This window comes from Micromonospora sp. NPDC048843, from assembly GCF_040649965.1.
In the GTDB taxonomy this organism is placed as follows: Bacteria; Actinomycetota; Actinomycetes; order Mycobacteriales; family Micromonosporaceae; genus Micromonospora; species Micromonospora hortensis.
Genome location: NZ_JBEZGJ010000018.1, coordinates 23236 through 49253, shown reverse-complemented (window position 1 = coordinate 49253; position 26018 = coordinate 23236). Strand labels below are relative to the sequence as shown.

Annotated in this window: 21 protein-coding genes, 3 pseudogenes and 1 riboswitch; of the genes and pseudogenes, 13 read left to right on the top strand and 11 right to left on the bottom strand. The window is 70.4% G+C overall.

The features are described from left to right. Positions 1–198 precede the first annotated feature (198 nt). Positions 199–771 carry a peptidoglycan-binding domain-containing protein gene (locus AB0C20_RS07015; protein ID WP_357182216.1) on the top strand — a complete coding sequence of 191 codons (573 nt, stop codon included), beginning with the start codon at positions 199–201 and terminating at the stop codon, positions 769–771. A 175-nt stretch (positions 772–946) separates the two neighbouring features. Here AB0C20_RS07015 and AB0C20_RS07010 read toward each other — a convergent pair. From AB0C20_RS07010 to AB0C20_RS06990, 5 genes and pseudogenes are all read right to left on the bottom strand, one after another. After that, positions 947–3028 (bottom strand): annotated as a pseudogene (locus AB0C20_RS07010) (DNA gyrase subunit A); the annotation flags it as partial. A gap of 393 nt (positions 3029–3421) precedes the next feature. After that, positions 3422–4303 (bottom strand): annotated as a pseudogene (locus AB0C20_RS07005) (LAGLIDADG family homing endonuclease); the annotation flags it as partial. A 12-nt stretch (positions 4304–4315) separates the two neighbouring features. Beyond that, positions 4316–4717: pseudogene (locus tag AB0C20_RS07000) on the bottom strand (DNA gyrase subunit A); the annotation flags it as partial. A 74-nt stretch (positions 4718–4791) separates the two neighbouring features. Further along, a complete protein-coding gene (locus AB0C20_RS06995; RefSeq protein WP_357567564.1) occupies positions 4792–6900 on the bottom strand; it encodes a DNA topoisomerase IV subunit B in 2109 nt (702 codons plus the stop codon). A gap of 168 nt (positions 6901–7068) precedes the next feature. Then, the gene (locus AB0C20_RS06990) at positions 7069–9138 is read right to left on the bottom strand and encodes a hypothetical protein (RefSeq protein ID WP_357567559.1); all 2070 of its coding nucleotides are present in this window, start codon (positions 9136–9138) and stop codon (positions 7069–7071) included. A 303-nt stretch (positions 9139–9441) separates the two neighbouring features. On the opposite strand from AB0C20_RS06990, the gene AB0C20_RS06985 reads away from it, so the two are divergent. The 3 genes from AB0C20_RS06985 to AB0C20_RS06975 all read left to right on the top strand — a co-directional run bounded on the left by AB0C20_RS06985 (position 9442) and on the right by AB0C20_RS06975 (position 12586). Beyond that, complete coding sequence (locus AB0C20_RS06985; protein ID WP_357182210.1) at positions 9442–10140, top strand: hypothetical protein; 699 nt, start codon at positions 9442–9444, stop codon at positions 10138–10140. A gap of 183 nt (positions 10141–10323) precedes the next feature. Next, complete coding sequence (locus tag AB0C20_RS06980; protein ID WP_357182207.1) at positions 10324–11580, top strand: hypothetical protein; 1257 nt, start codon at positions 10324–10326, stop codon at positions 11578–11580. Positions 11581–11722: 142 nt separating this feature from the next. Further along, a complete protein-coding gene (locus tag AB0C20_RS06975; protein WP_357182204.1) occupies positions 11723–12586 on the top strand; it encodes an alpha/beta fold hydrolase in 864 nt (287 codons plus the stop codon). A 19-nt stretch (positions 12587–12605) separates the two neighbouring features. Here AB0C20_RS06975 and AB0C20_RS06970 read toward each other — a convergent pair whose 3' ends face one another. After that, positions 12606–12776, bottom strand: a complete 171-nt coding sequence (locus tag AB0C20_RS06970; RefSeq protein WP_158629581.1) for a hypothetical protein — start codon at positions 12774–12776, stop codon at positions 12606–12608. 197 nt (positions 12777–12973) lie between these two features. On the opposite strand from AB0C20_RS06970, the gene AB0C20_RS06965 reads away from it, so the two are divergent. Next, positions 12974–13591, top strand: a complete 618-nt coding sequence (locus AB0C20_RS06965; protein WP_357182200.1) for a hypothetical protein — start codon at positions 12974–12976, stop codon at positions 13589–13591. A 194-nt stretch (positions 13592–13785) separates the two neighbouring features. Further along, positions 13786–14157, top strand: a complete 372-nt coding sequence (locus AB0C20_RS06960) for a hypothetical protein (protein WP_357182197.1) — start codon at positions 13786–13788, stop codon at positions 14155–14157. 36 nt (positions 14158–14193) lie between these two features. Here AB0C20_RS06960 and AB0C20_RS06955 read toward each other — a convergent pair whose 3' ends face one another. Beyond that, positions 14194–15099, bottom strand: a complete 906-nt coding sequence (locus tag AB0C20_RS06955) for a DUF72 domain-containing protein (protein WP_357567558.1) — start codon at positions 15097–15099, stop codon at positions 14194–14196. Between the two features lie 133 nt (positions 15100–15232). Here AB0C20_RS06955 and AB0C20_RS06950 point away from each other — a divergent pair, with 133 nt between their 5' ends. Then, the gene (locus tag AB0C20_RS06950) at positions 15233–15736 is read left to right on the top strand and encodes a DinB family protein (protein WP_357182192.1); all 504 of its coding nucleotides are present in this window, start codon (positions 15233–15235) and stop codon (positions 15734–15736) included. Between the two features lie 43 nt (positions 15737–15779). Here AB0C20_RS06950 and AB0C20_RS06945 read toward each other — a convergent pair whose 3' ends face one another. The 3 genes from AB0C20_RS06945 to AB0C20_RS06935 form a co-directional block, all read right to left on the bottom strand. Beyond that, positions 15780–17837, bottom strand: a complete 2058-nt coding sequence (locus AB0C20_RS06945; RefSeq protein ID WP_357567557.1) for a glycogen debranching N-terminal domain-containing protein — start codon at positions 17835–17837, stop codon at positions 15780–15782. Beyond that, positions 17834–18259, bottom strand: coding sequence for an SCP2 sterol-binding domain-containing protein (locus AB0C20_RS06940; protein ID WP_357567556.1), 426 nt, complete (start codon positions 18257–18259; stop codon positions 17834–17836). Before AB0C20_RS06940 ends, AB0C20_RS06945 begins: the two co-directional genes overlap by 4 nt. Positions 18260–18339: 80 nt before the next feature. Continuing rightward, positions 18340–18849 carry a DUF664 domain-containing protein gene (locus AB0C20_RS06935; protein ID WP_357567555.1) on the bottom strand — a complete coding sequence of 170 codons (510 nt, stop codon included), beginning with the start codon at positions 18847–18849 and terminating at the stop codon, positions 18340–18342. 78 nt (positions 18850–18927) lie between these two features. Between AB0C20_RS06935 and AB0C20_RS06930 the strand changes: the two genes are divergently transcribed. After that, positions 18928–19443, top strand: a complete 516-nt coding sequence (locus AB0C20_RS06930; protein WP_357567554.1) for a 2'-5' RNA ligase family protein — start codon at positions 18928–18930, stop codon at positions 19441–19443. Between the two features lie 207 nt (positions 19444–19650). Continuing rightward, complete coding sequence (locus AB0C20_RS06925; RefSeq protein ID WP_238677098.1) at positions 19651–19836, top strand: hypothetical protein; 186 nt, start codon at positions 19651–19653, stop codon at positions 19834–19836. 15 nt (positions 19837–19851) lie between these two features. Here the strand turns inward: AB0C20_RS06925 and corA are convergent, their stop codons facing one another. Continuing rightward, the gene (gene corA / locus AB0C20_RS06920; protein ID WP_357182173.1) at positions 19852–20982 is read right to left on the bottom strand and encodes a magnesium/cobalt transporter CorA; all 1131 of its coding nucleotides are present in this window, start codon (positions 20980–20982) and stop codon (positions 19852–19854) included. A gap of 168 nt (positions 20983–21150) precedes the next feature. Here corA and AB0C20_RS06915 point away from each other — a divergent pair, with 168 nt between their 5' ends. The 4 genes from AB0C20_RS06915 (at position 21151) to AB0C20_RS06900 (ending at position 26012) form a co-directional block, all read left to right on the top strand. Further along, positions 21151–23109: an amino acid transporter gene (locus AB0C20_RS06915; RefSeq protein WP_357567553.1), complete on the top strand. Its 1959-nt coding sequence runs from the start codon at positions 21151–21153 to the stop codon at positions 23107–23109. 86 nt (positions 23110–23195) lie between these two features. Then, positions 23196–23307: riboswitch (SAM riboswitch) on the top strand. A 270-nt stretch (positions 23308–23577) separates the two neighbouring features. Next, a complete protein-coding gene (locus AB0C20_RS06910) occupies positions 23578–24459 on the top strand; it encodes an ABC transporter substrate-binding protein (protein ID WP_357182167.1) in 882 nt (293 codons plus the stop codon). Positions 24460–24498: 39 nt separating this feature from the next. Further along, positions 24499–25272, top strand: coding sequence for an amino acid ABC transporter permease (locus tag AB0C20_RS06905; RefSeq protein ID WP_357567552.1), 774 nt, complete (start codon positions 24499–24501; stop codon positions 25270–25272). Then, entirely contained in the window at positions 25269–26012 is a 744-nt protein-coding gene (locus AB0C20_RS06900; RefSeq protein ID WP_357567551.1) for an amino acid ABC transporter ATP-binding protein, read from the top strand. Before AB0C20_RS06905 ends, AB0C20_RS06900 begins: the two co-directional genes overlap by 4 nt. The last annotated feature ends 6 nt before the right edge of the window (positions 26013–26018 follow it).

The window sequence follows — 26018 nt, the reverse complement described above, 5'->3', positions numbered from 1 at the left end:
CAGAACCGTCCTCACCGCCCCATCCAAGAGCACCAATCGCCTGGCCTGGTCGCACGACGACGGGGCGAGGTCAAACGGGACCGTCTGCCCACACCTGCCGCGAGGCCACCTCGCCTCGTCGTGCCGGGCCTGACACTGCCGGCTGACACGACGCCTCAGCACCGTTGCCCCCTCATGATTGCCGACCAAAGGAGATACATGTCGTCGCTCCGCTCCACCCGCCGCATCCTCAGGAGAGTTGCCGTGCCCGCCATCGGCGCGGCATTGGCCATCGGCGTCAGCGTCACCGTCGCCACGCCGGCCGTGGCCAGCGGCTCCTACACGGGCCGGGCCTTCGTCCATGGCACCGGCGCGGTGTCTGACGACTTCGATGACGAAGGCGTCACCAACGTCACCACGCACCGCAACTCGAACGTCGCCTGTCTCTGGCAGACCATTCTCTGGGCGAACGGCTACCTGCCCTCGTCCGGGGTCGACGGCGTCTTCGGCGACCAGACCGATGCCGCGACGAGGAACTTCCAGCGCGACAAGGGCCTCTCAGCGGATGGCTCCGCAGGCCGGAACAGCTGGACGAAGGCCGGCGACAAGCTGGTGCAGCACGACAACCAGAACGGATGGCTGTACGTGGTGTACCACGGGGCGACGGGATCCCGGAGCCCGTACGGCTCGCACCAATTCGTCCTGCAGCGTTCGCCCGACGGGAACTACCGCTTCTACCCTCCTCAGGGCAGCGGCCCCTACTGGGCCGCCTACAACTCCCGCACCTGCTGACCTCGCCCAGGGATGATCGTGCTCGATCCGGGATCGAGTGGCATCACCGCGTCGGTGAACCACTACTTCCAGGATCGAGCACGATCGGCGCGCCGGGCGCGCCGGACGCACGCCAGGAACACCGGGCGCACGCCGGGCGTGCGCCCTGGGGACGGCACGACAACGCGGGTGGGGGTCAGTCGCGTTCGATCAGATGGCCTACGACAGTTGGGCCGAGCATCACCGCGAAGCCGCTGCCGTCGCGGCGTGGGTCCGCCGCGGGCAGCTCCACCGGGTCGCCGGTGCCGGTCGCGCCGACCGGTCGCGGGCCCACCCAGGCGACGGCCACGTCCGTCTCACCCTTGAGGAACCGGTGTGCGCGCACGCCGGCGGTCGCCCGGCCCTTCGCCGGGTACGCCTTGAACGGCGTCACCTTGACCGTCGCGCCGGTGGAGGTGACCACCATCGGCTCGCCGTGCCCCGGGTCGTCGGTGCGCACCGCGCCGAAGAACGCGACCCGCGCCCCGGCCGGCAGGTTGATGCCGGCCATACCGCCGCCCTTGAGGCCCTGCGGCCGCACCAGCCCGGCGGGGAAGCGCAACAGTGACGCCTCCGAGGTGACGAAGGTCAGCGTCTCGGTGCCGTCGGTCAGCCAGGTCGCCCCGACCACCTCGTCACCGTCGCGCAGACCGATCACCTCGAACTCGTCGGAGCGCACCGGCCACTCCGGTGAGCAGATCTTCACCGCGCCCTGCCGGGTGCCCAACGCCAGCCCCGGTGAGCCCTCCGCCTGCCCGCCGAGCGGGGCCAGGCCGACGACGGTCTCCCCCGCCGCCAACGGCACCAGCTCGGCCGCGGACATACCGCCCCGCAGTGACACGGTGCCCGCCTGCTCGGGCAGCACCGGCAGCGGCAGGACGTCGACCTTGAACGCCCGACCGGCGCTGGTCAACAGCAGCACCCGTCCACGGGCGGTGGAGTGCGCGATGGCGCGTACCGTGTCGTGCTTGACCCGGCCGTTGCGTCGGCGCCCCTCAGAGCTCTCCTCCGACTCGGCCGCGGTCCGGGCGACCAGCCCGGTCGCGGAGAGGATCACCTGGCACGGGTCGTCGGCGACCTCCAGCGGGCCGGCCGGCGCGGACGCGGCCAGCACCTCCTTCAGGTCACCGTCGACAAGGGTCGTACGACGTTCGGTGGCGAACTGCTTGACCACTGCGGCCAGCTCGTCGGAGACCACCTTCCTGAGCACCCGCTCGTCGTCGAGAATCTTGCTCAGCTCGGCGATCTCGGAGCGCAGCCGTTCCTGCTCGGCCTCCAGCTCGATCCGGTCGAACTTGGTCAGCCGGCGCAACGGAGTGTCCAGGATGTAGGTGGCCTGGATGTCGGAGAGGCCGAACCGACTCATCAGCCCGTCCTTCGCGGCCTGCGCGTCGTCGCTGCCCCGGATCAGCCTGACCACCTCGTCGATGTCCAGCAGCGCGATCAGCAGACCGTCGACCAGGTGCAGCCGTTCCTGGCGCTTGCGCCGACGGTACGAGGTGCGCCGGGTGACCACCTCGTACCGGTGGGCCAGGAACACCTCCAGCAACGCCTTGAGGCCCAGCGTGCGCGGCTGCCCGTCGACCAGGACCAGGTTGTTGACGCCGAACGACTGCTCCAGCGGGGTCAGCCGGTAGAGGTCGGCGAGCAGCGCCTGCGGGTTGACCCCGACCTTGCACTCGACGACGAGCCTGGTGCCGCTCTCCCGGTCGGTGAGGTCCTTGACGTCGGCGATGCCGGTCAGCCGCTTGGTCTTGGTGACCTCGTTGGTGATCGCGGCGATGACCTTCTCCGCGCCGACGCCGTAGGGCAGCTCGACCACTGTGATCGCCTGGCGGCCCCGGCTGCCCTCGATCGGGCCGATCTCCACCTTGCCGCGCATCCGCACCACGCCGCGCCCGGTCTCGTACGCCCGGCGCACCTCGTCGAGGCCGAGCAGCACGCCGCCGGTGGGCAGGTCGGGGCCGGGGACGAACTCCATGAGTTTGTCCAGGGTGGCGTCCGGGTGGTTGATCAGCCAGCGGGCCGCGGAGACGACCTCCGCCAGGTTGTGCGGGATCATGTTGGTGGCCATTCCGACCGCGATCCCGGACGCGCCGTTGACCAGCAGGTTGGGGAAGGCCGCCGGCAGCACTGTCGGCTGGGTCAGCGAGCCGTCGTAGTTGGGCTCGACGTCGACGGTGTCCTCGCCCAGCTCACCGACGAGCAGCATGGCCTCGCGAGACATGCGGGCCTCGGTGTTGTGGTTGACGAAACCGCCAGCGAGGAAGGAGTGGTCCTCGGACTTGACCCGAACCGAGTAGACCTCCGCCGGCTCGCAGGGCGTCACCTCGGTGACGCGCTCGAACCGGTAGCCAGAGTCCATGATCGGGAGAATGGTCGCCAGAAGTTCCGGCTCTTTGATGCGATCGATGATCCGGAGGCGCTCGGTCTCCCATCGCTCGACGCGATCGAAGTTGTGCGTCGTCAGCCACTTGCGGCCGCTACCACGACGGTCGAAGTCCAAGGTGTCACGCACGTAACTGGCAACGAAGGGAACGTGGTCCTTGCTCAGCCGATGTGGGCGCAACGGCGCGTGTCGCAGAACCTTGTTCAGCTTTGCCTGTTTGGTGCGGAGGAAGCCCACCCGATTGGCGAATGCCTTGATGTTTCGCAGGCCGGAAATCACCAAGCGATGCTCGACCGAGCCGCTGGGGCGCGTGTAACGGCGCCAGCAGGCAACAACCCCGAATTCGGTGAGCAGCTCCTGGACCTCCCTGGTGAGCCGCTCGCTGTAACTCGTGTACTGGATGGTAAAGCTGTCCTTGGCGACCCGCACCCTGCCGTCCCCTTCGAAAAGGGACATGAGGAAGGCGCGCTTAACACCCCAGCCACCGTTCCAGACGAATTGCGGTACGAACTTGTCCCGGGCCTGGTGCCCGATGAATTCGGCCAGCGGACTTGCACGGAAAGCGTCCATACCGCCGGCATAAATCTGAACATCGATTTCCTGGACACGCTTCCGGTCGCGACGGGTCTGCCGTTCGCTGACGTACCGCCGACCACCAACCACTTGATCGTACGCATGCAGAACCTCACCGAAGAAGTGCTCGTCGGTGTTGTTGAACCCGGCCCTGGACTCACTCGCGAAGCCCTCGGACGCCCACGCGCCGCCGAGGACGCCCAGCGAGTATTCACGAGCGGTGGGTATGACCTGGGACCAAGCGTTCCGTGCCACACAGACGATCGAACCAACTGCAAGCTCGTCTAGCCGTCGCCATTGGAAGAGGGGAACGCCCGCGGGCGCCTCAAGACAGAGCACGAGGTGATTCTCGCTGCCCCGGAGCGAGAACCCGGCCTCCGTGCCGATCCGGACCGTCGGATGGACGCCGGAGTTGAACACCTTGTCGACCTGGACAGCTTTACCGTCTTTGTCGAGCACCTCGAAGTCAACATCGGCTTCGCTGTCTGCAGGGAGGCTTACCAGGTCAGCAATTCGAGGGCTGGTGCCGTCAACAAGTCGAATGCGGGTATCTCCGGTAACGCAGTATCTCGACGCGGCCGGTCCATCGTCTGGGGACCCGAAATTTCCATGCCCGTCGATGAGCGGGACGTTGAGGGAGAAGTCCTGGGCGAGCCGGACCATGGCGTCATAGATCGCCGTGTCACCGTGCGGATGGTACTTTCCCATTGTATCCCCGACAATTCGGGCAGACTTCACGTGCCCGCGATCCGGGCGGTAGCCCTGCTCGTACATCGACCAGAGGATGCGCCGGTGCACGGGCTTGAGGCCGTCACGGGCGTCGGGCAGGGCGCGGGAGTGGATGACCGAGAACGCGTACTCCAGGTAGGAGTCGGAAACCTCGGTGACCAGCGGGTTGTCGAACACCCGCGCGCCGGCCTGGTCGAACGAGGAGAGGTCGACCTTGTTTTCCTTACGGCGTGCCATGACTCAGCTCTCCATCGGAACTGGAACTGGAACGGAACGGGCGCTGCATCGAAGATTCGCTCGCTGTCGCTCGCTCACGCGTCGATCGCATCCCGGTCGACGCGGTCGGCGGAGTCGATGAGCCAGTTGCGGCGCGGCTCGACCTTCTCGCCCATCAGCAGTTCGAGGATGCGTTCGGCGGCGTCGACGTCGTCGAGGGTGATCCGGCGGACGGCCCGGGTGGCCGGGTTCATCGTGGTGTCCCACAACTCGTCGGCGTCCATCTCACCGAGACCCTTGAACCGTGGGATGGGCGTGACGATCTGCTTGCCGGCCTTCTCCAGCTTGCGGACCGTCGTCTCCATCTCGGCCTGGGTGTAGGTGTAGACGGTCTGCGGGCTGCGCCCCTTGGTGGTGATCTTGTGCAGGGGCGGCATCGCGGCGTAGAGCCGACCAGCCTCGATCAGCGGCCGCATGTACCGGGCGAACAGGGTGATCAGCAGCGTACGGATGTGGGCGCCGTCCACGTCGGCGTCGGCCATGATCAGCACCCGGCCGTAGCGCAGCGCGGAGAGGTCGAAGGTGCGCCCCGAACCAGCGCCGAGGACCTGCACGATGGCCGCGCACTCGGCATTGTCCAGAACCTGCTGGAGGTTGGCCTTCTGCACATTGAGGATCTTGCCGCGGATCGGCAGCAGCGCCTGGTATTCCGAGGAACGGGCCATCCGGCTCGTGCCCAGGGCGCTGTCACCCTCGACGATGAACAGCTCGCTGCGATCGATGCCGGTGGCCCGGCAGTCGACGAGCTTCGGCGGCATGGACGCGCCCTCCAGGGCGGTCTTGCGCCGGGCGGCGTCCTTCTGTTGCTTCTGGGTGAGCCGCACCCGAGCGGCGTCGACGATCTTCTGCAGGACTGTGCGCGCCTCGGCCTTGGTGCGCCGATCTTCCAGCCAGGCCTTGATGTGCGCGTCGACCAGGGACTGGAGGACCTTGGTGATGCCGGTGGTGGACAGCTCGTCCTTGGTCTGCGAGGTGAACTGCGGCTCGGGGATCCGCACGTGCACCACCGCCGTCATCCCCTCCAGGACGTCGTCCAGGGTGGGCGGCTCCTCCTTGGCCTTGAGCAGACCGCGGGTGTTGCGGATCGCGTCGGCGAGCGCACGGACGAGGGCCCGCTCGAACCCCTTGCGGTGGGTGCCGCCGTGCGCGTTGCGGATGGTGTTGGTGAAGCATTCGACGGTGCGCTCGTAACCGGTGCCCCACCGGAACGCCACCTCGACCTCGGCGCGCCGCTGCACGTTGGACTGCATGACGCCGTTGGCGTCGGCGGCGTTCTCCCGGTAGGTGCCCTCGCCGTTGACAAGCAGGGTGCCGGAGACCGGCCGGTCGCCGGCCGGGGCGAGGAACTCCACCATGTCGCTGAGCCCGTTGGGGTAGTGGAACCGCTCCTCGGCGGGCGCCTCGCCGGTCAGGTCGCGCAGCAGGTAGGTCACGCCGGGGACCAGGAACGCGGTGTTGCGCAGCTTCATCCGGACGGCGTCGATGTCGAGCGCGGCGCCGGTCTCGAAGTAGCGGGCGTCGTGCCACCAGCGGATCGAGGTGCCGGTGCGCTGGCCGCGCTTCATGGCGCCGGTCACCTGGAGCCCGGGGCCGGCGGTGAAGGGGGCGTCCGGCCCGTCGCCGTCGAAGATGCCCGGAACGCCGTGCCGGAACGACATCGCGTGGATCTTGCCGGCCCGGCGGACGGTCACGTCGAAGCGGCGGGACAGCGCGTTGACCGCCGACGCGCCGACGCCGTGCAGACCGCCGGAGGTCTTGTAGCCGGAGCCGCCGAACTTGCCCCCGGCGTGCAGCCGGGTCAGCACCAGCTCGACGCCGGAGATGCCGGACTTGGCGTGCACGTCGGTGGGGATGCCCCGGCCGTCGTCGTCGACCTGCACCGAGCCGTCGGCATGCAGGATCACCTCGACGTGGCTTGCATGACCGGCGACACCCTCGTCGGTGGAGTTGTCGAGGATCTCGTTGACGAGGTGACCCACGCCACGGCTGTCGGTGGAACCGATGTACATGCCGGGCCGCTTGCGGACAGCGTCCAGCCCCTCAAGGTGAGTGAGGTCATCGGCCCCGTACAGGGTGTCAGGCTCTGCGGTCAACTGGTCGTACTCCCCGGTCTCGGCGGTGTGGTGCCGCGTCCGAACTGTCAGTCGGCCGGCGCGCGCCGCAGCGAGCCTAACCGGCAGATGCGACACGACGACGGCACCCCGCAGTCGGGGCCCGCATCCTCGTTGTGGATGCGGGCCCCGCCATCGTGTGCCGCTGTCCGGATTCGACGCGTTAGCCGCGCCGTGACCGGTTGTCTCTCAGCCGTCCGACTACGGTGCCACCTCGACAACAAGCGAGCCGTGGCCGACGTTCCCGGCGCTGTCCACCGCGGCGACGTACAGCGTGTTGGTGCCGTACGCCGGCGTGGCAAGGGTCACTGACACGGTCTTGCCGGAGTAGCCGAGGCTGGTGCCGGCCTCCGCCTCCTCGGTGGGCGGGCTGCTCCAGCCGTAGCGGAAGCTGACCACGTCCGGGTCCGGCGAGCGCAGCTTGTAGGTGTAGAGCTGCCCGGGTGGGGCCGGGGTGGAAACGGCGTCGACACTCACCGCGGGCGGCTGGTCGTCGACGGTGAATTCACACCAGGCCGACCAGGGGCTGATCACGTAGCTGTCGTCGCTGCGCGCCCGGAACGCGTACGACTTCCCGCTGGCAGTGCCGGTCACCGCGGCCGTGGTGGACCGCGCGCCGGCAACCACTGTCGAGCCCGTCGGCGGGCTCATCCGGGGGGTGGAGCTGTCGTAGGTGCCCGAGGCGGGGATCTCCAGCAGTTCGTACGACGTCTGGAGGACCTGGCCCGTGTCCGCGTCGGGGAAGACGGCGGAGAGGGTCGGCGGGGTGGTCCGGGTGACCCGGCCGCCCGCGACGCAGGCCGCGCCGCCGGCCTGGAGGCTGGTGGGCTGTGTGGGCGCCGAGTCGTAGTCGACGAGCAGGCGCGCCGTGCTCGGGTCGAACTTCTTCCACCGATCCAACGTGCTCTCGCCGGTCCCTGCCGAGTCGCTACAGGCACAGAGCCCGTAGGTGATCGAGGACTGGTGAGCGGCCGTGGCGCTGCTGAGGCCGGCGGCGACGCTGCCGGTGAATCGCACGGTCATGGCTGGTTGCGGTGAGCCGGCGCAGCCAGTCGCACCGACGTGCGAACTTGCGGAAGCCCGCAGCGTGGTCAGTGCGGGGGCCCACGCGGTGCGAGGAGTGCTCGCGATGCCCGCCGACTGGTAGAGGTAGGTCGGGGTGTCGAAGCAGGACCAGGTGTGGGTCACCCCCACCTGGACGGAGGCCGACCTGATGAGCTTGCCGCTCAGCGCCGTGATCGGGAACTCGAAGTAGGAGCGGTAGATGACGCCGGAATCGACATTCTTGCCGACCCGGGCGGCCGTCGTGTCGCTGTTGGTGGAGTTGTTGTTCGTGGCGTACGCCCAGCGGGAGCGGGTGGCGGACCAGGCCGGGTCGATGAACACCGGGAAGGTGGCCTTGGCCGGGTCGAGCAGGTCCGGCGACGGACGCAGCACGAGGTCGCCGGCGCGGTCGACAGCGGTCGCCACGGGGGCGGTGCGGGCGGCTGCGCCGGGGCCGGACGGCGACGAGGTCGCCGCCGAGCGGGCCGAGCGGCCGGAGCCGGCCGAGTCCCACATCTCGGCCGCCGCGCCGCGCGCCACCTCGGTCTCGCCGGCGAGCGCCCGCAGCGAGCCGTCGGCCTCCCGCCGGACCCGCACGTCGCCGCCGAGGTCGAACCGGATCTCCCGGAGCGCCGGGTTCGCCGCCGCCTGCGGTGTCTTCACCACGAGGACATGGGTGAAGCCGGTGTGGGTCGCCGTGAGCACCAGGTCCACACCGGGCAGTACCTCGGGGTAGGTGGCCGCGTCCTTGGACACGGTCGGCGCGGGCAGCCCACCCGGCCAGCCCAGCGTCATCGCGCTCTTTCCACTGGTCAGCGTGGCCGCGGGACCGTGCCCTCCGGACGAGAACACCAGGTCGGTCGGGGAGACCGCCGGTCGGAGGCCGGTGGCGCCGCGCCGCAGGGACAGGTCGACGTCGGACCAGGATCCGTCGCTCTGACGGATTCGCTGGGGAACGGCGGCGGTTTCGGACACGAAGCCCCCGCCCGGCTTGGCGAAGACCTGGGTCAGCTCCGTGCGGGCGGAGACGATCTCCACCCGCTGGCCGGTGCGCGTGGCCGTGGCGGTTGCCTGGACGGCCTCCGGGCCGGCCGCGCCGCTCGCGGCGGCGCCCCCCGCCGGTGCGGCCGACGCGGGTGCGGCCGACGCGGGTGCGGCGAGCAGAGCGACGCCGATGGACGCCGCGATCCCGGCGGCGAGCAGGCCGCGCGTGGGTGGTCGGTGCATCGTGGACGGTTTGTGGATGTGGACAGCATGCATGGAGCGGCCAGTGGCCACCGCAACCCCCGTGGATGTAAGACAGCCAGACGGGGGAACTCTAGAGAGCGGTATCGGGCACTGTCCACGTCTGTCACATCCGGTGAGCACAAATGGAACGAGGTGCCGCATACGTGCGAGGCGCGGGCCTCGACCGGGACGGTCAGTGACAGCACGAGGAGCAGCTCGGTACGGCTGTGATCGCCGGATCACGCAGGGGCACCAACCTCCGGTAGGCTCACCCACCCGACCGGTCCTCGGAGGGTGCTCCCGGTGGACGAGACGATTCGCGACGCGCTGCGGCGCTCCCTCGGTACGCAGGCTCGGCGGTGGCTGCTGGTGGGCACCCTGGTGACCGGGCTGCTGGCCGCCGTGGCGCTGGTCTCTGCGGCGGATCCCGCCGACCGGGCCTTCGCCGAACTCTCGGGCACCGTGCAGAGCCTGATGTCGGTCGCGACCCCGCTCTTCGGCATCCTGCTGGTCCGCGACCTGCGCCGGGCGCCGGTTCGCCTCCCGGTCCTGCCCACAGTGCTCGCGGTGGGGCTGCCGGCGGTCGTCATCGGCGTGGTCGGTGTGCTGATCTGCGCCGCGACGCTGGCCCTCACCCCGGCCGACGTCGACGACGCGCCGTGGCGGTTCGCCGGGACGGTCGCGGTGGGCAGTGTGCTGGTGCAGGTCGTCGCCGGTCTGGTGGGCACCGGGCTGGGCCTGCTGCTGCGCTCGGTGATGCTGGCGTTCCTGGCCACGATCATCCTGCCGTTGGTGTTGTTCGCACTGCTGGGCGCTGTGGACGCGCTCCGTCCGGCGCAGCCGTGGCTCACCCCGTTCGGCAGCGTGCGCAACCTGCTCTCGGGGAACATGACCGCGCTGCGGTGGGTGCAGTGGCTGTGCGTACTCCTGATCTGGGGTGTCGGTCTGAATGCCGTGGGCGCGGCCCTGCTGCGCCGCCGCGATCGCCCGACCGGTCGCTGACTCCGCGCCGAGGGCTGTCGACAACCCGGGGTACGGGTCCAATCTCGACGCGGTAGCCCGTCATGTCTACGGACGCATGTCTTTCGTCGAACGAATCTGTTACGGGCCATTGACGCCTGTCGCGCAGGGGTGATCTGATCGCGCTCTCAGAGAATCTTTCATCTTTCGATGGTTGGGGGCCCCATGCCCAGGTTCCGGCGTACCGCGCTCGCCGCGGGACTAACGATCGCCATGGCCGCGTTGTCGACCGCCGTCGCGCTGCCCGCACCCGCGTCCGCCGCGTTGCCCACCGCCGCGGTGGCGCTCGGCGACAGCTTCATCAGTGGCGAGGGCGCCGGGGCGTACACCCCTGTCGTCGACGTCAACGGAGTCAGCCAGGGCTTCCCCGGTTGGACCGCGGCGAACAACAACGCGTTCTTCTGCCACCGCTCGGCGAACGCCTCGCTCAACCAGGCCAACCTGCCGGGCATCCAGAACCGATTCAATCTGGCCTGCTCCGGTGGTCAGCCACACGACATCGCCAACGCCTCCCAGGCGCGGACCAACGGTCGTACCGTCGCCTCGCAGCTCAGCCAGCTGCGCGCCGTCGCGCAGACCCAGGACATCGACCTGGTGCTGATCGGGCTCGGCTCCAACAACAGCTCGTTCACCTTCGGCAGCGTCGCGGAGAAGTGCGCCAACCGGTTCATCGCCGACGCGTGGACCGGCTGGTGGGAGTTCTGGGCGTACCTGAACGGGCCGGTGGAGCAGAAGCCGTGCAGCGACGCCGACCTGGCCACCGCCGCGCAGCTCAGCGCGGCGACCGCGGAGACCACAGCGGCCGTACGCCAGATCCTGACCACCCTCGACCAGGTGGATGCCGACGGGCAGCACCGGGTGGTGTTCCAGGACTACACCAACCCGCTGCCGCTGGACCTGAACCAGCAGTTCCACGAGGAGGACAGCCGGGACGACACCCGGGACAAGTTCCGTGACCTGGGTGCCGAGCGGTACGCGGCCGGTTGCCCGATCCACCGGGCCAGCCTGGCGCCGGGGCACCGCTTCTCCCAGGGTCTGGGCAGCATCGTGAAGTCCACCCGGGACACTCTGGCCGCCGAGTTCCCCGCCGACGACCTGGTGTACCTGAGCGTGCAGCAGGCCTTCAACGGCGCCCGGCTCTGCGAGCAGACCAGCAGCCCGAGCGGCGCGCTGGCCACTCCGATCCGGCTTCAGGACGGCGCGACCGGCACCTTCGTCACCAGCCTCGCCGGCAAGGACAAGATCGCCATCCAGCGCATCGCCAACACCTGCGTCACCTACTTCCAGACCTGCCAGGAGTCGTGGCACCCGAACGCCACCGGGCACCAGGTGCTCGGCCAGTGCCTGAGCGGCGCGGCCTCCACCAGCGCCCGTGCGGTGGCCTGCGTGCGGGCCAGCAACGGGGCGATCTCGGTTTCCTGACCGCAGCGTCCTTCGGAGGGCTCCGCCATTCGGCGGGGCCCTCCGTCGCGTCCGTCGAGCGCGCGGCACGTCTGCCCAGCGTTGTCGTGGACCCCGCGGCCTACTGCTACCCGTCGGTAACGTCAGGCCGTAGGCTGGGCCGGTGAACGGGGACCCGGAGTACGCGCAGGAGTTCGTCGACGTCGACGGTGGCCGGTTGGGTGTGCAGGTCTATCCGGAGCCGGCCGGGGTGTCGGGCGCGCCGGTGGTCGTGATCTGGCCCGCGATGGGGGTCCGGGCCCGCTACTACCGGCCCTTCGCCGCCGCGCTGCGCGCTGCCGGGCTGGCAGTGGTCGTGGCGGATCTGCGCGGCACCGGGGCGAGCACGCCCGCGCCGAGTCGGGCGGACCGGCACGGTTACGCCGAACTGGCCGGCGACGTCGGCGCCGTCCTGGCCGCCCTCAAGCCACGTCTGGACGGCCGAACCCGACTGCTCCTCGGGCACTCGCTCGGCGGGCAGGCAGCGCTGCTGCACCTCGCCGTGCACGGCAGCGGCGAGGTGGACGGGTTGGCGCTGGTGGCGGTCGGCATCCCGTACTGGCGGAGCTACCCGGGCCGGCGCGGCCTCGGCGTACTGCCCTACACCCAGGGGATCGCCGCCACGGCGGCCCTGCTCGGGGTCTGGCCGGGCTGGGGCTTCGGCGGTCGGCAGGCACGCGGCGTGATCCGCGACTGGGCCCACACCGCGCGGACCGGCCGGTTCCCCCGGCTCGACGGTACTGACACCGAGGCCGCCGTCCGCGCGGTGCGGACCCCGGTGCTGGCCGTCAGTGTGGACGACGACCAGTTCACCCCGCACGAGACCATGGACCACCTCTGCGCGAAGCTCGCCGACGCGCCGGTGACCCGGGAGCGGTACACAGTGGCGCAGGCCGGTACGACGGTGGACCACTTCACCTGGGTCCGCGCCAGTGCTCCGCTGGCGCGGCGGATCGCCGGGTTCGTCGGCGACCTGCCGCCCCGCTGAGCCGTACCGGCCGGTCGGCTCACTCGTCCTGGTCCAGCGGCACCAGCTCACCGTCGCGTTCCACCTGGATCTCGGCGTGCTCCTTGCGGGGTGCGACCTCCGCGGTGTTCCGGTGTGGGTCGTTGTCGGGGTGCATGAGCACCGCGTCTGTTTTGGGGGTCTTCTCCCGGCTCTCGTCCGGCTGCGACATCGCGTTCCCCTCTCGTCGGCGTCGCTCGGGATCTACCCGCCACCGGGCGAACGACTCCTGCTCGGGGCAGGTCGACCCGCCGACGCCACGGATGTCCGGTAACGGCTCGCCACGGCAGGGATCGGCCCGCCCGGGGCGGGGTTAGCCGCCCGACCGGCGGGTAAGCCGCACCGCCCGACACGGCGGAAGGGGATCACATGTCCGAACGGCATACCGCACTGCGCTCGATGCACGATCTGGGCCTGGCGGCCTGGTTTGGCGGCTCCCTCATGGGTGCCTTCGGCGTCAACGGCGCAGCTGCGAAAATCAGCGACTCGACCCAGCGGCTCCCGGTCGCCTCGGCCGGATGGTCCAAGTGGACACCGGTCAACGCGGCCGCGATCGGCGCCCACCTGGCCGGCGCCGTCGGCGAGCTGGTGACCGAGAGTCCACGGGTGGCGGCCCAGTCCGGCGTGGGCCGGGCCAGCGCCATCAAGACCGCGTTGACAATCGGCGCGCTGGCGGTCACCGGCTACAGCCGATTGATCGGTATGCGGCTGGAGAAGGCGGGCGGTCCGTCGGTGAGCGGTGCCACCGAGCCGAACCACCAGACTCCGGCCAGCGTGGCCTCGTCGCAGCGGCAGATGAAGCTGCTCCAGTGGGCCATTCCGGCGCTGACCGGGACCCTGGTCGTGGTCACCGCGTACATGGGTGAGCAGCAGAAGCCCGGGCAGGTGTTCCGGGGAATGCTCAGCCGGGGCGGTGGAGCGAAGAGCATGATCAAGATGGCGGGAATGAGCAACGGCAAGCGGCCGATGGCGATGGCCGGACGCTGAACGTCGGGCCGACCGGCGTCCCGCCGCCACCTCGACGGCGGGGCGCTGGCCGGCCTGTGCGCGCACCGGAGCGATGACGGGTCGCGCGCGGCGGCGTGCCGGCGACATGTCGTGCGCCGCGCCGGGGCGGGCGGTCCCGCAACCGAGGACGGCACATCGTCCGCCGTGGCGGCGGACCGACGAGCGGGGTGGCCATGACGGCGCACAAGGGACGCAGCGGTGACAACGACCGGCTGGAGCCGGAGGCGACCAAGCCGTGGGGCACCAGCGACGGCTTCGACGCCGACGCGCCCTGGGGCACTGACGACGACTCACCGATGGACGAGGGCAGCGAGGAGACAGCGGTGCCCGAGGGACGGCGCGGAGAGCGACGCGCTGGTGCCCCTGCGGGCCGGTCGGACCCGGCGGGACGACACGGCTTCGGCTCGGTCGAGCCGACCCGTACGACGATGGCCGGACCGGGTGCCCCACCCGATCCCGCCCCCAGCGGCCGGAGCTTCCCCGACGACGCGGACATCGGCGAGTCGACCCAGGACGCCCTGCGCAGCCGGGGGCGGCGGTCCTGAGCGGACCGGCGTCGGGCCGGGCGGCCCGTGCGGCGATCAGCCGGTCGCCGGGACGGCCTGCTCGACGACCATCGTCTCGGCGAGCAGTTGCGCCAGCCGGGTGGCGTCGTGCTGGGCCTGCCCGGCGCAGCAGTTGTTGAACAGCACGTGCAGCTCGTCGGAGACATCGGCGAACTCGGCCAGCCGTCCGGCCCAGTGCCGCAGCTCGGCCTCGGCGTACGCGTAGCGGAACTTCTCCTGCTTGTCGCCCTCGCCCCAGGCGTCGCTGTGACCGTGGAACCGGACGATCGCCGGCTCCGCCGTCATGGTCAGGATCGGCGGCACCGACGACGGGTGCCCCTGTGGCATGTCGACGCAGACCACTGACAGGTCGTGGGCGCGTAGCAGGTCCAGAGTGTCCGCCGCGGCGTCGTCGTCCAACCAGGAGCCGTGCCGCAACTCCACACCGACCCGCCACGGCCGGCAGCGCTGCGCCAGTTCGATGATCCGGCGTTCGGCGGCGGGGCTGCGCACCAGCCACGGCGGGAACTGCAACATCACCACACCGAGCTTGCCGGCCGCCGCGATCGGGTCGAGGGCCGCGCGGAACCGGGCCCACAGCTCGTCGTACGCCGGCTCCGGCAGGTCTCGGCGGCGGATCCGGCTCGGGCCGCTGGCCGGTCGCAGGTCCCGGGGTAGCACGGCCACCGGTGTCGGGTGACCGGTGAAGAGGCTGAACGCCTTGACGTCGAAGGTGAAGTCGTCAGGTGTGGCGTCCACCCAGCCCTGTGTCGTCTCCGGCACCGGGATGGCGTAGTAGGACGTGTCCACCTCGACCATCGGGAACCGGCTGGCGTAGAAGCCCAGTCGACGGGCCGGCGTGCTGGCCGAGCGGGGGTACCACCCGGAGCGCAGCAGGGACTGGTCCGCCCAGGACGACGTGCCCACCTTAATCACACCCATGTCATTCAGTGGACCGCCGCCGGCGCGGATCGGCAACCGCTGGGGGGTCTTCGGTCGAGGAGGTGTCGTACCCGGAAAGTGTCGGTGCCTCGCCCTACGGTGGCACCGGTGGACATCAACGAAGGGTGGCGGCATGACCAGCACTGAGCAGCTCACCGGTGAACGCGCCGACCTCCTGCAGACACTCCGCAGGCACCGCGGTTTCCTCCTGCAGACGGTCGACGGGCTCACCGACGAGCAGGCGGCGAGCCGCCCCACAGTCAGCGGGCTCTGCCTCGGCGGCCTCATCAAGCACGTGTCCGGCGTCGAGCACCGGTGGATGCTCTTCGCCGTCGGTGGCGCGGAGGCGATGGGCCGTGAGGAGATCGACTGGGTTGGTCAGTTCCAGATGTTGCCGGGCGAGACCCTCGCGGGGCTGGTCGAGCGCTTCCAGGAGGTGGCCGCCCAGACCGACGAGTTGGCAGCCTCCCTCGACCTGGACGCGGCGCACCCGCTGCCTCAGGCGCCGTGGTTCGAGCCGGGGGCGAGTTGGACGGTCCGCCGGGTGCTGCTGCACCTGATCGCCGAGACGGCCCAGCACGCCGGGCACGCCGACATCCTGCGGGAGTCGATCGACGGCGCCAGGACCATGGGCTGACTTCGACGCCGACCGTCGCCGGGCCGAGGGCTGCCGCGCCGCCTCAACGCAGACGCTGCCGACGTTCGGTGGTCCGGTCTCTCGCGTAGGCGTCGGAGTGACCCCAACGGCCCGGGATGTCCAGCAGCTCCAGCCGACCGAACCCCTCCGGCACCGCCGGGTTGACCAAAAGGTTGTCGCCGGTGGGTCGCAGGCCCAGCATGGTGCCGAGCAGCATCAGCAACGCCCCCGACGCCCACGCCTGCGGGCGACAGCTCGTCGTCAACTGGACGGGGTAGGTCGTCAGGTCGCGCGCGTAGCCGGCGATCACTCCCGGCACCGCGCCACCGAGCGTCTGCGCCATGTCGAAGATGCCGTCCGCGATCCGGGCCGCCTGCGCGTCGAGGCGGTAGCGGCGCAACCCGGCGGCGATCAGCGCGTTGTCCGACGGCCACACCGCGCCCAGGTGTGTGCCCACCGGGTTGTACGTGCGCTGCCCCGTGGCGAACGTGCGTACTCCCCACCCACTGAACAGTCGCGGCCCGACCAGGTGCTCGGCGACAGCCTCCGCTCGGTCGTCAGCGACGATCCCACTCCAGAGCAGATGCCCGATGTTGGAGGCCAGCGCATCGACCGGTTCGCCGTACGGGTCGAGCGCCAACGCGTAGTACTCCCGGTGTGGCAGCCAGAAGTCCCGGTTGAAGCGCTCCTTCAGCGCTGCCGCCTCCCGTTCCAACCGGTCGGCGTACGCGGGGTCCCCCCAGAACTCCCGGGCCAGCCGGGCGCCACGCCGCTTCGCGTCGTACGCGTAGCCCTGCAACTCGCAGGTGGCGCGGGGGAAGGCGGGTTGCCGACCGTGGGCATCGACGATGGCGTCCGGGGAGTCCTTCCAGCACTGGTTGATGGTGCCGTCGCGCTCGTTGCGACTCTGGTAGCGCAGGTAGCCGTCCCCGGTCAGGTCGCCGTACTCGTCGATCCAGTCCAGCGCCATCCGGGCCGGGTGGCGCAGCGCGCGGACAAGTTCCGCGTCACCGGACCAGCGCTCGTACTCGTCGAGCAGCACGACGAACAGCGGTGTGGTGTCCGCCGCGCCGTAGTACAGCGCGCTAGCCCGGTCGCTGAACGCCCCTGTCTCGCCGTACCGGAGCTGGGCCAGGATCTTGCCGGGCTCCTCGTCCAGCGCGTCGTCGAGTTGGCCGCCCTGCATGAGCGCCAGCATCCGTAGCGTCGCGGGAGCCAGTTCGGGGGTGAAGGCCATCGTCTGGAGGCAGGTGATGAGGGCGTCCCGCCCACACAACCCCATCGACCACGGCAGACCACCGATCGGCACCCGCTCGCGGTACGACAGCGGCCTGTAGCGCAGCGCCGCCAGGTCGGCGAGACTGCCCTGGTAGAGCTCCTCCAGGCCCTTGCGTTCGGCCACCAGCTGCGGTGCCCGGTCCAGCCAGTCCACCAGGTCCTCGCGCATCCCCGTCCGCACGGTCTGCTGGTGCGACTCGATGTCGGCGCGGATATCCCGGCCGTCCTCGCCGCCCATTGTCACGCTGACGTGCAGGTCGGTCTCCCACTTGCCGTCGGGTGCGATCCGGATCCGGAACGTCATTCCCCGCTCGTCCACGTCGGCGGGGACGGTGCTGCGCACCGTGGTCTCACGGACGAAGTGGTCCCGCTGGTAGCGCAGCACGAGCCGCTGGCTCGCCGGGTCGGCGCTGACCTCGACGGCCCGCTGCCGGAGCTGCCCGACCTCGATGATGTCGGTGAAGTCGCTGGCCATCTCCACCCGGACGGTGAACTCGGCGGGCTGCGACGAATGGTTGAGCACTGTGATGTTCTCGTGGAGACAGTCGTGCACCGAGCGGTGCCTGATGATCGACACGTCGGCGTCGACGTAGTGGCTCGCCGCTCCGGGGACCAGGAAGAACCGGGTCTCGAAGTAGGTGAGGTCGTCGCGGGAGAGCGCGTTGATCCGTTCACCGTCGATCGTGAGCACCCAGTGCGACAGGAACCGGGTGTCGTACGCGAAGAGTCCGAGCGGGGCCTGCGGATCGGCCTCGATGTCGCCCTGGGCGTCGCTGATCGCGAACAGGTTGCCGGCGATGACGTGCACCAGTTCCTGCTTCACGACCGCTCATTCCGAGCTGTCGTCGCGGCCCGGCCCACCAGCGCGGCCCTGCCAACCAGCGCGGCACGGCCCAGCTCGTGCGGGTGACGGGCGCCGTCCGGTCCGGAGAAGATCCGCCGCAGCAGCATCAGCAGTTGCATGTTGCCCTGCACTGTCAGCTCGTTGCGCAGCAGGCCCGCGCCCGGGTGCAGCTCGCCGCGGGCCATCCGATCGAAGACCGCCCGGTCGGCCCGCACCACCAGCTCGGCGTCCTCGGCTGAGCGGGTCACCCGGACCTGTTGGTCGGCGATGGTCAGGTACCAGTGATCGGTGCTGCCGTCGTCGCGGACGTCCAGCCGCAGCGTCCCCGCTGTGGTCTCCGGCAGGTCGGGCCGCCGACCGGTGTCCAACTGTCGCAGGTACTGCTCCGCCGTCGCGCCCATCGGGTCCCCTCCCCACGGTTTCCCGCAGGATCACCCACGTCGGGGTGACCCCGGCTCACCTGAAGAGGGTGAGGGCCGCGTCAGCCGGCCTCGATCAGGCCGCGCACGTAGGCGGCCTGGCCCACGTGTTGCAGATCGTCGTCGACGATGCTGACCAACCGGACGCCGAGGGTGACCGGCGGGTCCCACGCCTCGTCGACCACACGGTCCAGGTCCGCCGGGCCCAGCCCGGCCAGGAAGCCTCCGGTACGCGTCGCGACCGCCTGGTAGTAGTCGATCAGCGCCTGCGCGCTCTCCGGCCGCACCGCGGCGACCTGAGCGGGCGAGTGGCCGTAGCCGGTGTCGTCGGGGTCGGCGGCGAGCCCGAACCGATCCGCCCAGTCGCCGCTCGCCCAGATCTGCTCGGCGTCGAGCAGGTCGGCGACGTGGTGGTCCTGCACCCGGGTGAGGTGCCAGACCAGCCAGCCGACCGAGTTGGCGTCCGGCTCGGGCTGGTGGCGCAGTTGCTCGGGGCTGAGGCCGTCGACGGCCGCGCGGACGAGGTCGGGCAGCCTGTCGTACGCCTCGGTCAGCAGGTCACTCACGTCCACTGGTACGCCTTCCTGGTCGGTTTCCGAACAGGTACCGCCGGACCAGGGCGCGCAAACCTCGGCCGCTACGGTGATCGAATGGTCGCCGCGGTGGAGTTGTACCTGGACCCGGACGCCACCCGCCGGATCCGGGTGCTCTGGGACGCCCTGGAGGCCGAGGGGGTGCAGAGCATGCGCTCGCTGCTGGAGCAGCGCCACCGTCCGCACGTCTCGCTCATGGTGGCGCCCCGTCTCGACAGGGAGCAGGTTGCCGAGGCGCTACAGGGGACGGTGGTGGCCGCCCCGCTGCGGCTCGACTTCCAGCACGCCGGCCAGTTCGTCGGTCGGGTCCTCTGGCTCGGCCCGGCGCCCACCCCGGAGTTGCTGGCGCACCACCGGCTGGTGCACGACCGGCTCGCCGCCGCCGGCATCGCCCTCGCCGAGCACTACCAGCCGGGGAGGTGGGTGCCGCACTGCACACTCTCCATGCGGGTGCCGAACACGCTGATGGCCGCTGCGGTGCGGCGCTGTCTGGAGGTGTTGCCGCTGGCCGCGACAGTGGTCGGCGCGGCGCTCACCGACCACGCGCGCGGCATCGCCCACCCGCTGCCTTGACCGCTCCTCGACTGCCGAGGCGTAATGTCCGGTTTGGCGGGCGACAGTCGGAAACCCGAAAACAAGCGGTGCGGATGCGGCCGGGCGTGGGAAGGTTCGAGTGGCTGTCGTACCGGTGGTGGGCTGCTAAGGCGGTCCGCCCGGCCGGTGTGACGCGGGGTCACCCCGCGCCACCCACGGCGGCTTCGACGAGGAGAGGCAGGGCCCATGCAGGCTCAGCGCAGGCCACCGCGCACGGAGCGGAGCCAGACCCGGGACGACCGGACCGGCGGCGGAATGACCGGGGCGGCCACGCCACTGACGATCTGGGCGGCCGCCGTACTGCTCGGCCGGATCAGTGCCGGCGACGACGACGTCGAGGACGAGCGGCACATCCTTCGCGGCATCGAGTGATCCCGGCCGCGCGGCTCAGAGCCAGCCGCGCCGCTTGAAGATCACGTAGAGGGTGCCGCAGACCAGCAGCATCAACAGCAGCGCGAAGAGGTAGCCGAAGCGCCAGTTCAGCTCCGGCATGTGGACGAAGTTCATGCCGTACACGGTGCCGATGAGCGTGGGAGCGAAGAGGATCGCCGCCCAGGAGGAGACCTTCTTCAGCTCCTCGTTCTGGCTGTAGCTGGCCGCGGTGAGGCTGCGCATCTCCTCGTTCTGCTGCTGCGAGACGAGGGTGGCGTTGACGGTGAGGATGTTCTGCAACAGGTGCCGGAAACCGTCCACCCGCTCCACCACCTGGGTCAGGTGGTCGGTCACGTCGCGAAGGTAGCGGCGCAGTTCCTCGTCGGCGCTGGCGCTGCCGGCGCCGTCGGCAAGCGCGTCGAGCACGCTGAGCAGCGGGCGGGCGGCCCGCTGGAACTGGATGACCTCGCGGCTGAGCCCGTAGATGCGGCGGCTGGCGTTCGGGTCGCCACCGAACACCTGGGTCTCGATCTCGTCGATGTCGTTCTCCAGCCCGGCCACCACCGGCGCGTACCCGTCGACGACCTGGTCGAGGATCGCGTACAGGACCGCCTCCGGCCCCCGGGCGAGCATCTGCGCCTCGGTCTCCAGCCGCCGCCGCACCGCGGCCAGGTCGGGCGCCTCACCGTGTCGGACGGTGACCACGAAGCCCGGGCCGATGAACAGGTGCAGTTCGGAGAACTCGACCTCCTCCCGGAGGTCGTCGTAGCGGGCGGCGCGCAGCACCACGAACAGGGTGTGCCCGTACCTCTCCAGCTTGGGCCGCTGGTGGGCGTTGATCGCGTCCTCGACCGCCAGGTCGTGCAGCCGAAACTCGCGGGCCAGCGAGGTGATCTGCTCGATGTCGGGTCGGTACAACCCGATCCAGGCCATCGCGCCGTCCTGCTCCTGGAGGCAGCGGTACGTCTCGGCGAGGCCGGACGGCGAGGCGAACCGGTGCCCCCTGATGTAGACGGCGCTGTCCACTACGCCAGCGGCGGGTGGATGGGGCGACTCCGTCGATGGCGGCACGCCGACCCTGGTCTCGTACTCGTCCAGTTGGCGACCGAACCCATCACCTGAGCGGGAGCGCCGGCCACCGACCATGCCCTGTCCCTCCCCCGGTGACGTCCGGTGCGGCGTGATTCCGCGAACCCGGGGGCGCTGCTTCCCCCCTGTATCTGACCCGAAACCCGTGCTGACGCCGGGCGAGTTCCGGGCACCGGCGGACGGGCACGCCCCGGCGGGCGGATACTCACGGTGACCATGGGCGGGATGACGGGGGACGCGCCGATGGAGGTCAACAGGCGCGCCGGTCGGTTGCGGGGGTGGCTGCTCGACGCCGACTCGGACCAGGCCGCGCAGCACCCGGGACCAGGCGGACGTCCGCCGGAGCACCGGCACCACCCGTGGTGGAAGGTGATGTGCCTGACCGGGGTCGACTACTTCTCCACGCTGGGTTACCAGCCGGGCATCGCGGCGCTGGCCGCCGGGGCGCTCTCACCGGTGGCGACCCTGGTGCTGGTGCTGGTGACCCTGCTGGGGGCGCTGCCGGTCTACCGACGGGTGGCGGTGGAGAGCCCGCACGGTGAGGGTTCCATCGCGATGCTGGTACGCCTGCTGAGCTACTGGCCGGGCAAGTTGCTGGTGCTGGTGCTGCTCGGTTTCGCGGCCACCGACTTCATCATCACCATCACCCTCTCGGCCGCCGACGCGACGGCGCACATCGACGAGAACCCGTTCTGGCCGAGCGGGCTCAAGGATCACGAGGTGCTGGTCACGCTGCTGCTGGTGTCGCTGCTGGGCGCGGTGTTCCTCAAGGGATTCACCGAGGCCATCGGGATCGCCGTCGTCCTGGTCGCTGTCTATCTGACGCTGAACGCCGTGGTGGTGGCCGACGCGCTCTGGCGGGTGGCGACGCATTCGAGCGCGGTCGGCGACTGGACCACGATGCTGACCACCGGGCACGGCGATCCGTGGTTGGTGGTCGGGCTGTCGCTGTTGGTCTTTCCGAAGCTGGCGTTGGGTCTGTCCGGCTTCGAGACCGGGGTGGCTGTCATGCCGAGCGTACGGGGTGACCCGCAGGACTCGGAGGCACGACCGCTGGGCCGGATCCGTGGCGCCCGCCGGCTGCTCACCACAGCAGCCGTGATCATGAGCGTCTTCCTGATCACCAGCAGCGTGACGACCACAGTGCTCATTCCGCCGGAGGCCTTCCAGCCGGGCGGGCCGGCGAACGGGCGCGCGCTGGCCTACCTGGCGCACGCCCACCTCGGCGAGGTGTTCGGCACCATCTACGACCTGTCCACCATCGGAATCCTCTGGTTCGCCGGGGCGTCGGCGATGGCTGGCCTGCTCAACCTCGTACCGCGCTACCTGCCCCGCTACGGCATGGCGCCTACCTGGGCGCGAGCCGTCCGGCCGCTGGTGCTGGTCTTCACCGCGGTGGCGTTCCTGATCACGATCGTCTTCGAGGCCAGCGTGGACGCGCAGGGCGGCGCGTACGCCACAGGGGTCCTGGTGTTGATCACCTCGGCCGCGACGGCGGTGACGCTCGCGGCGCTGCGGCAGCGTCAGCGCGGCCGGACCATCGCGTTCGGGGTCATCGCGGTGATCTTCGTCTACACCACTGTCGCGAACGTGGTGGAGCGTCCGAGCGGCGTCAAGATCGCGGCCTGTTTCATCGGCGGGATCGTCCTGGTGTCGGTGCTGTCCCGGCTGATGCGGGCCTACGAGCTGCGCGTCGACCACGTCGAGCTGGACCACGCCGCGGCCCGCATGATCGACGAACGCGCCGGACGACGGATTCGCCTCATCGCGCACGAACCCGACCGGCGCGACGAGACGGAGTACCGCGCCAAGCTGGCGCAGACCATGGCGGACAACGACTTTCCCGACGACAGCGACGTCATCTTCGTCGAGGTCACTGTCACCGACCCGTCCGACTTCGAGACCGAGTTGCTGATCCGCGGCAGTGTGGTCGACGGCCGCTTCCCGGTGCTCAGCCTGGCCAGCTCGTCGGTGCCCACCGCGCTCGCCGCCCTGTTGCTGGAGATCCGCGACCGCAGCCGTCGGCGCCCCCACATCTACTTCGAGTGGTCCGAGGGCGGCCCCACCCGCAACTTCCTGCGCTACCTGGCATTCGGACAGGGCGCCATCGCCTCGGTGACCCGGGAGATCCTGCGCCGCCAGGAGCCCGACCCGCACCGTCGACCGCACGTGCACGCCGGCTGACCTGCGAGCCGGCGGACCGTCGCGCGGCGTGAGCGTGGTCATAACGACTGGACGATCCACAGGTTCGTGCTGCTAGCCTCGGCGCAGGTCATGAGTGCCAGCGCGAAGCCCCGGCTCGCTGGCCGGCAACCCTCCTCCGCGGTGGGGTGCCCCGGGTGAAGACCAGGCACCGGCAGGACGTCGGTGCAAGCGTGGCCTGGCACCCAGGTCAGCACAGACCCGGGAGAACCATGCGCATCCTCAGCACCACACCACCGACCGACGTCGCGGACTCCCGCACCGGTCGACCCTCGCCCGCACTGATCCGGCGACGGCACGTGGACATGATGCGAATGTGCAGCGCCGCCTGTCGCGGCACCGCGCTCTAGCACCCCCTTCCCCAGCTCTTTCCCACCGGTACGCCCATCGGGGCGCGCCGTCGGTGGCGCACGTCCGTGCGCGCCGAGACACCACCCTTCGGAGACACCAGTGCGATTCCTTCCTGCCCTGACCCGCGCCGCCGCCCTGGGCGCCGCCACGATCCTTGCCGCCACCGCCCTCACCGCCTGCGGCGACGACAGCTCGTCCGACGCCACCGCCAACCCGTACGGCCTGGCCCAGGCGGGTGTGCTGCGCGCCGGAACGCTGACCGACGCCCCGCCGAACGTGTACCTCAAGGACGGCAAGTTCACAGGCTTCGACAACGACCTGCTGACCGCCGTGGCCGGCAAGCTCGGCCTCACCGTCGAGTTCGTCGGCACCGACTTCTCCGCGCTGCTCAGCCAGGTCAACAACCGCAAGTTCGACGTGGGCAGCTCCTCGATCACCATCACCGAGGCCCGCAAGAAGACTGTCGACTTCGGCGACGGCTACGACTTCGGCTACTTCGGCCTGGACGTCCCGGCCGGCTCGCCGATCACCGGCTTCGACCAGCTCGCCGGCAAGCGGGTAGTGGTGGTGCAGGGCACCGTCCAGGACGACTACGCCAGCGGCAAGCAGCTCAACCCGGTGCGGGTGCCGGACTACAACGGCGCGATCAACCAGCTCAAGGCGGGCACCGCCGACGCCTGGATCGCCCCGGCGGAGATCGGCGAGAAGTCGGCCACCGACAGCAACGGCAAGATCACCGTAGCGGCCAAGGAGCTCAGCCCGGCACCGACCGCGTACGCCGTGGCCAAGGGGAACGACAAGCTGCGCGAGGCGCTGAACAAGGGCCTCGACGAGGTCGTCGCCGATGGCACCTGGAGCCGGTTGCAGGCGCAGTACTACCCGGGCCGGCCGATCCCGGCGGACTTCACGCCGGGCAGCGGCACTGTGCAGGCCCCGTCCGCGTCGGCTGCGCCGTCGGCGTCCGCGTCGACCGCGTCCTGAGCCGGTGACGAGCGAGCGGGGCGGTAGGAGGAGCGACCGATGGATCCGTTGAGCACCCTGTGGGAGACCTTCTTCGACTGGGACGCGATGCGCGAGGCACTGCCCGAGATGCTGACCGTCGGGTTGCCCAACACGCTGATCCTGGCGGTCTCCGCCGCCCTGCTCGGCTCGGTACTGGGCCTGCTGCTGGCCGTCGCCGGGATCTCCCGCAGCCGCTGGCTGCGCTGGCCGGCGCGGGTCTACACCGACGTGTTCCGAGGGCTGCCGGCCGCGGCGACGATCCTGCTGATCGGCGTCGGGCTGGCCCCGCTGGGCATGCAGGTCTGGGGGCCGGACCCCTACCCGTTGGGCATCCTGGCGCTGTCGCTCATCGCCGCCGCGTACATCGGGGAGATCTTCCGCTCGGGCATCCAGTCGGTGGAGGCCGCCCAGTTGGAGGGCTCGCGGGCGCTCGGCTTCTCCTGGGCAGAATCGATGCGGCTGGTGATCATTCCGCAGGGCATCAGGCGGGTGCTGCCAGCCTGGGTGAACCAGCTCATCGCGCTGATCAAGGACTCCAGCCTGGTCTACTTCCTCGGCCTGGTGGCCAGCCAGCGGGAGCTGTTCCGGATCGGGCAGGACTACGCGGCCACCACCGGCAACGAGTCGGCGCTGCTGCTGGCGGGGCTCTGCTACCTGGCGTTGACAGTCCCGCTGACGCACGTCGTCAACTGGATCGACAGGCGGCTGCGCAACGGTCGGCCGGCCACCGCGTCGACCGAAGAGGACGACGACATCGCGTCGTACGCAGCGACGGAAGGAGATCGGCGATGACCACCGCCACGACGACATCGGTCAGCCTCGACGTACGCGACGTGCACCTCGCCTTCGGACCGAACCGGGTGCTGCGCGGCGTCGACCTCTCGGTGCCCCGGGGCGCGACGGCCTGCGTCATCGGGCCGTCCGGGTCGGGTAAGTCCACCCTCCTGCGCACCATCAACCGGCTGATCGAACCGGACCGGGGCGACGTGCTGCTGGACGGGCGCAGCGTGCTGAGCGACGACCCGGACGCGTTGCGGCAGCGGGTGGGCATGGTGTTCCAACAGTTCAACCTCTTTCCGCACATGAGCGTGCTGCGCAACGTCACGCTGGCCCTGCGCCGGCTGCGCAAGCTCGGTGCGGACGAGGCGGAGACCGTCGCCCGGGCCCAGTTGGAGCTGGTGGGGCTGGCCGGCAAGGCGAACTCCCGGCCGGCGCAGCTCTCCGGTGGTCAACAGCAGCGGGTGGCGATCGCCCGCGCGCTGGCGCTGCGGCCCGAGGTGATGCTCTTCGACGAGGCCACCTCGGCGCTCGACCCGGAGTTGGTCAAGGGCGTCCTCGCGGTGATGGCCGACCTGTCCGCCGCCGGCATGACCATGGTGGTGGTGACCCACGAGATGGGCTTCGCCCGGCAGGTCGCCGACACCGTCGCCTTCATGGACCGGGGCGTGGTGCTGGAGGCCGGCCCACCCGAGGCGATCTTCGAGCGGGCCGAGCATCCGCGGCTTCGCCGGTTCCTCGACCAGGTGCTCTGAGCCCTC

Excerpts from the sequence above, each read along its gene's own strand:
- AB0C20_RS06915 (WP_357567553.1), top strand. The coding sequence starts at position 21,151 with ATGACGGGGGACGCGCCGATGGAGGTCAACAGGCGCGCCGGTCGGTTG.
- AB0C20_RS06900 (WP_357567551.1), top strand. The coding sequence starts at position 25,269 with ATGACCACCGCCACGACGACATCGGTCAGCCTCGACGTACGCGACGTG.
- AB0C20_RS06990 (WP_357567559.1), bottom strand. The coding sequence starts at position 9,138 with ATGCACCGACCACCCACGCGCGGCCTGCTCGCCGCCGGGATCGCGGCG.
- AB0C20_RS06980 (WP_357182207.1), top strand. The coding sequence starts at position 10,324 with ATGCCCAGGTTCCGGCGTACCGCGCTCGCCGCGGGACTAACGATCGCC.
- corA (WP_357182173.1), bottom strand. The coding sequence starts at position 20,982 with ATGGTCGGTGGCCGGCGCTCCCGCTCAGGTGATGGGTTCGGTCGCCAA.
- AB0C20_RS06955 (WP_357567558.1), bottom strand. The coding sequence starts at position 15,099 with ATGGGTGTGATTAAGGTGGGCACGTCGTCCTGGGCGGACCAGTCCCTG.
- AB0C20_RS06930 (WP_357567554.1), top strand. The coding sequence starts at position 18,928 with ATGGTCGCCGCGGTGGAGTTGTACCTGGACCCGGACGCCACCCGCCGG.
- AB0C20_RS06970 (WP_158629581.1), bottom strand. The coding sequence starts at position 12,776 with ATGTCGCAGCCGGACGAGAGCCGGGAGAAGACCCCCAAAACAGACGCG.
- AB0C20_RS06950 (WP_357182192.1), top strand. The coding sequence starts at position 15,233 with ATGACCAGCACTGAGCAGCTCACCGGTGAACGCGCCGACCTCCTGCAG.
- AB0C20_RS07015 (WP_357182216.1), top strand. The coding sequence starts at position 199 with ATGTCGTCGCTCCGCTCCACCCGCCGCATCCTCAGGAGAGTTGCCGTG.
- AB0C20_RS06905 (WP_357567552.1), top strand. The coding sequence starts at position 24,499 with ATGGATCCGTTGAGCACCCTGTGGGAGACCTTCTTCGACTGGGACGCG.
- AB0C20_RS06960 (WP_357182197.1), top strand. The coding sequence starts at position 13,786 with ATGACGGCGCACAAGGGACGCAGCGGTGACAACGACCGGCTGGAGCCG.
- AB0C20_RS06925 (WP_238677098.1), top strand. The coding sequence starts at position 19,651 with ATGCAGGCTCAGCGCAGGCCACCGCGCACGGAGCGGAGCCAGACCCGG.
- AB0C20_RS06965 (WP_357182200.1), top strand. The coding sequence starts at position 12,974 with ATGTCCGAACGGCATACCGCACTGCGCTCGATGCACGATCTGGGCCTG.
- AB0C20_RS06940 (WP_357567556.1), bottom strand. The coding sequence starts at position 18,259 with ATGGGCGCGACGGCGGAGCAGTACCTGCGACAGTTGGACACCGGTCGG.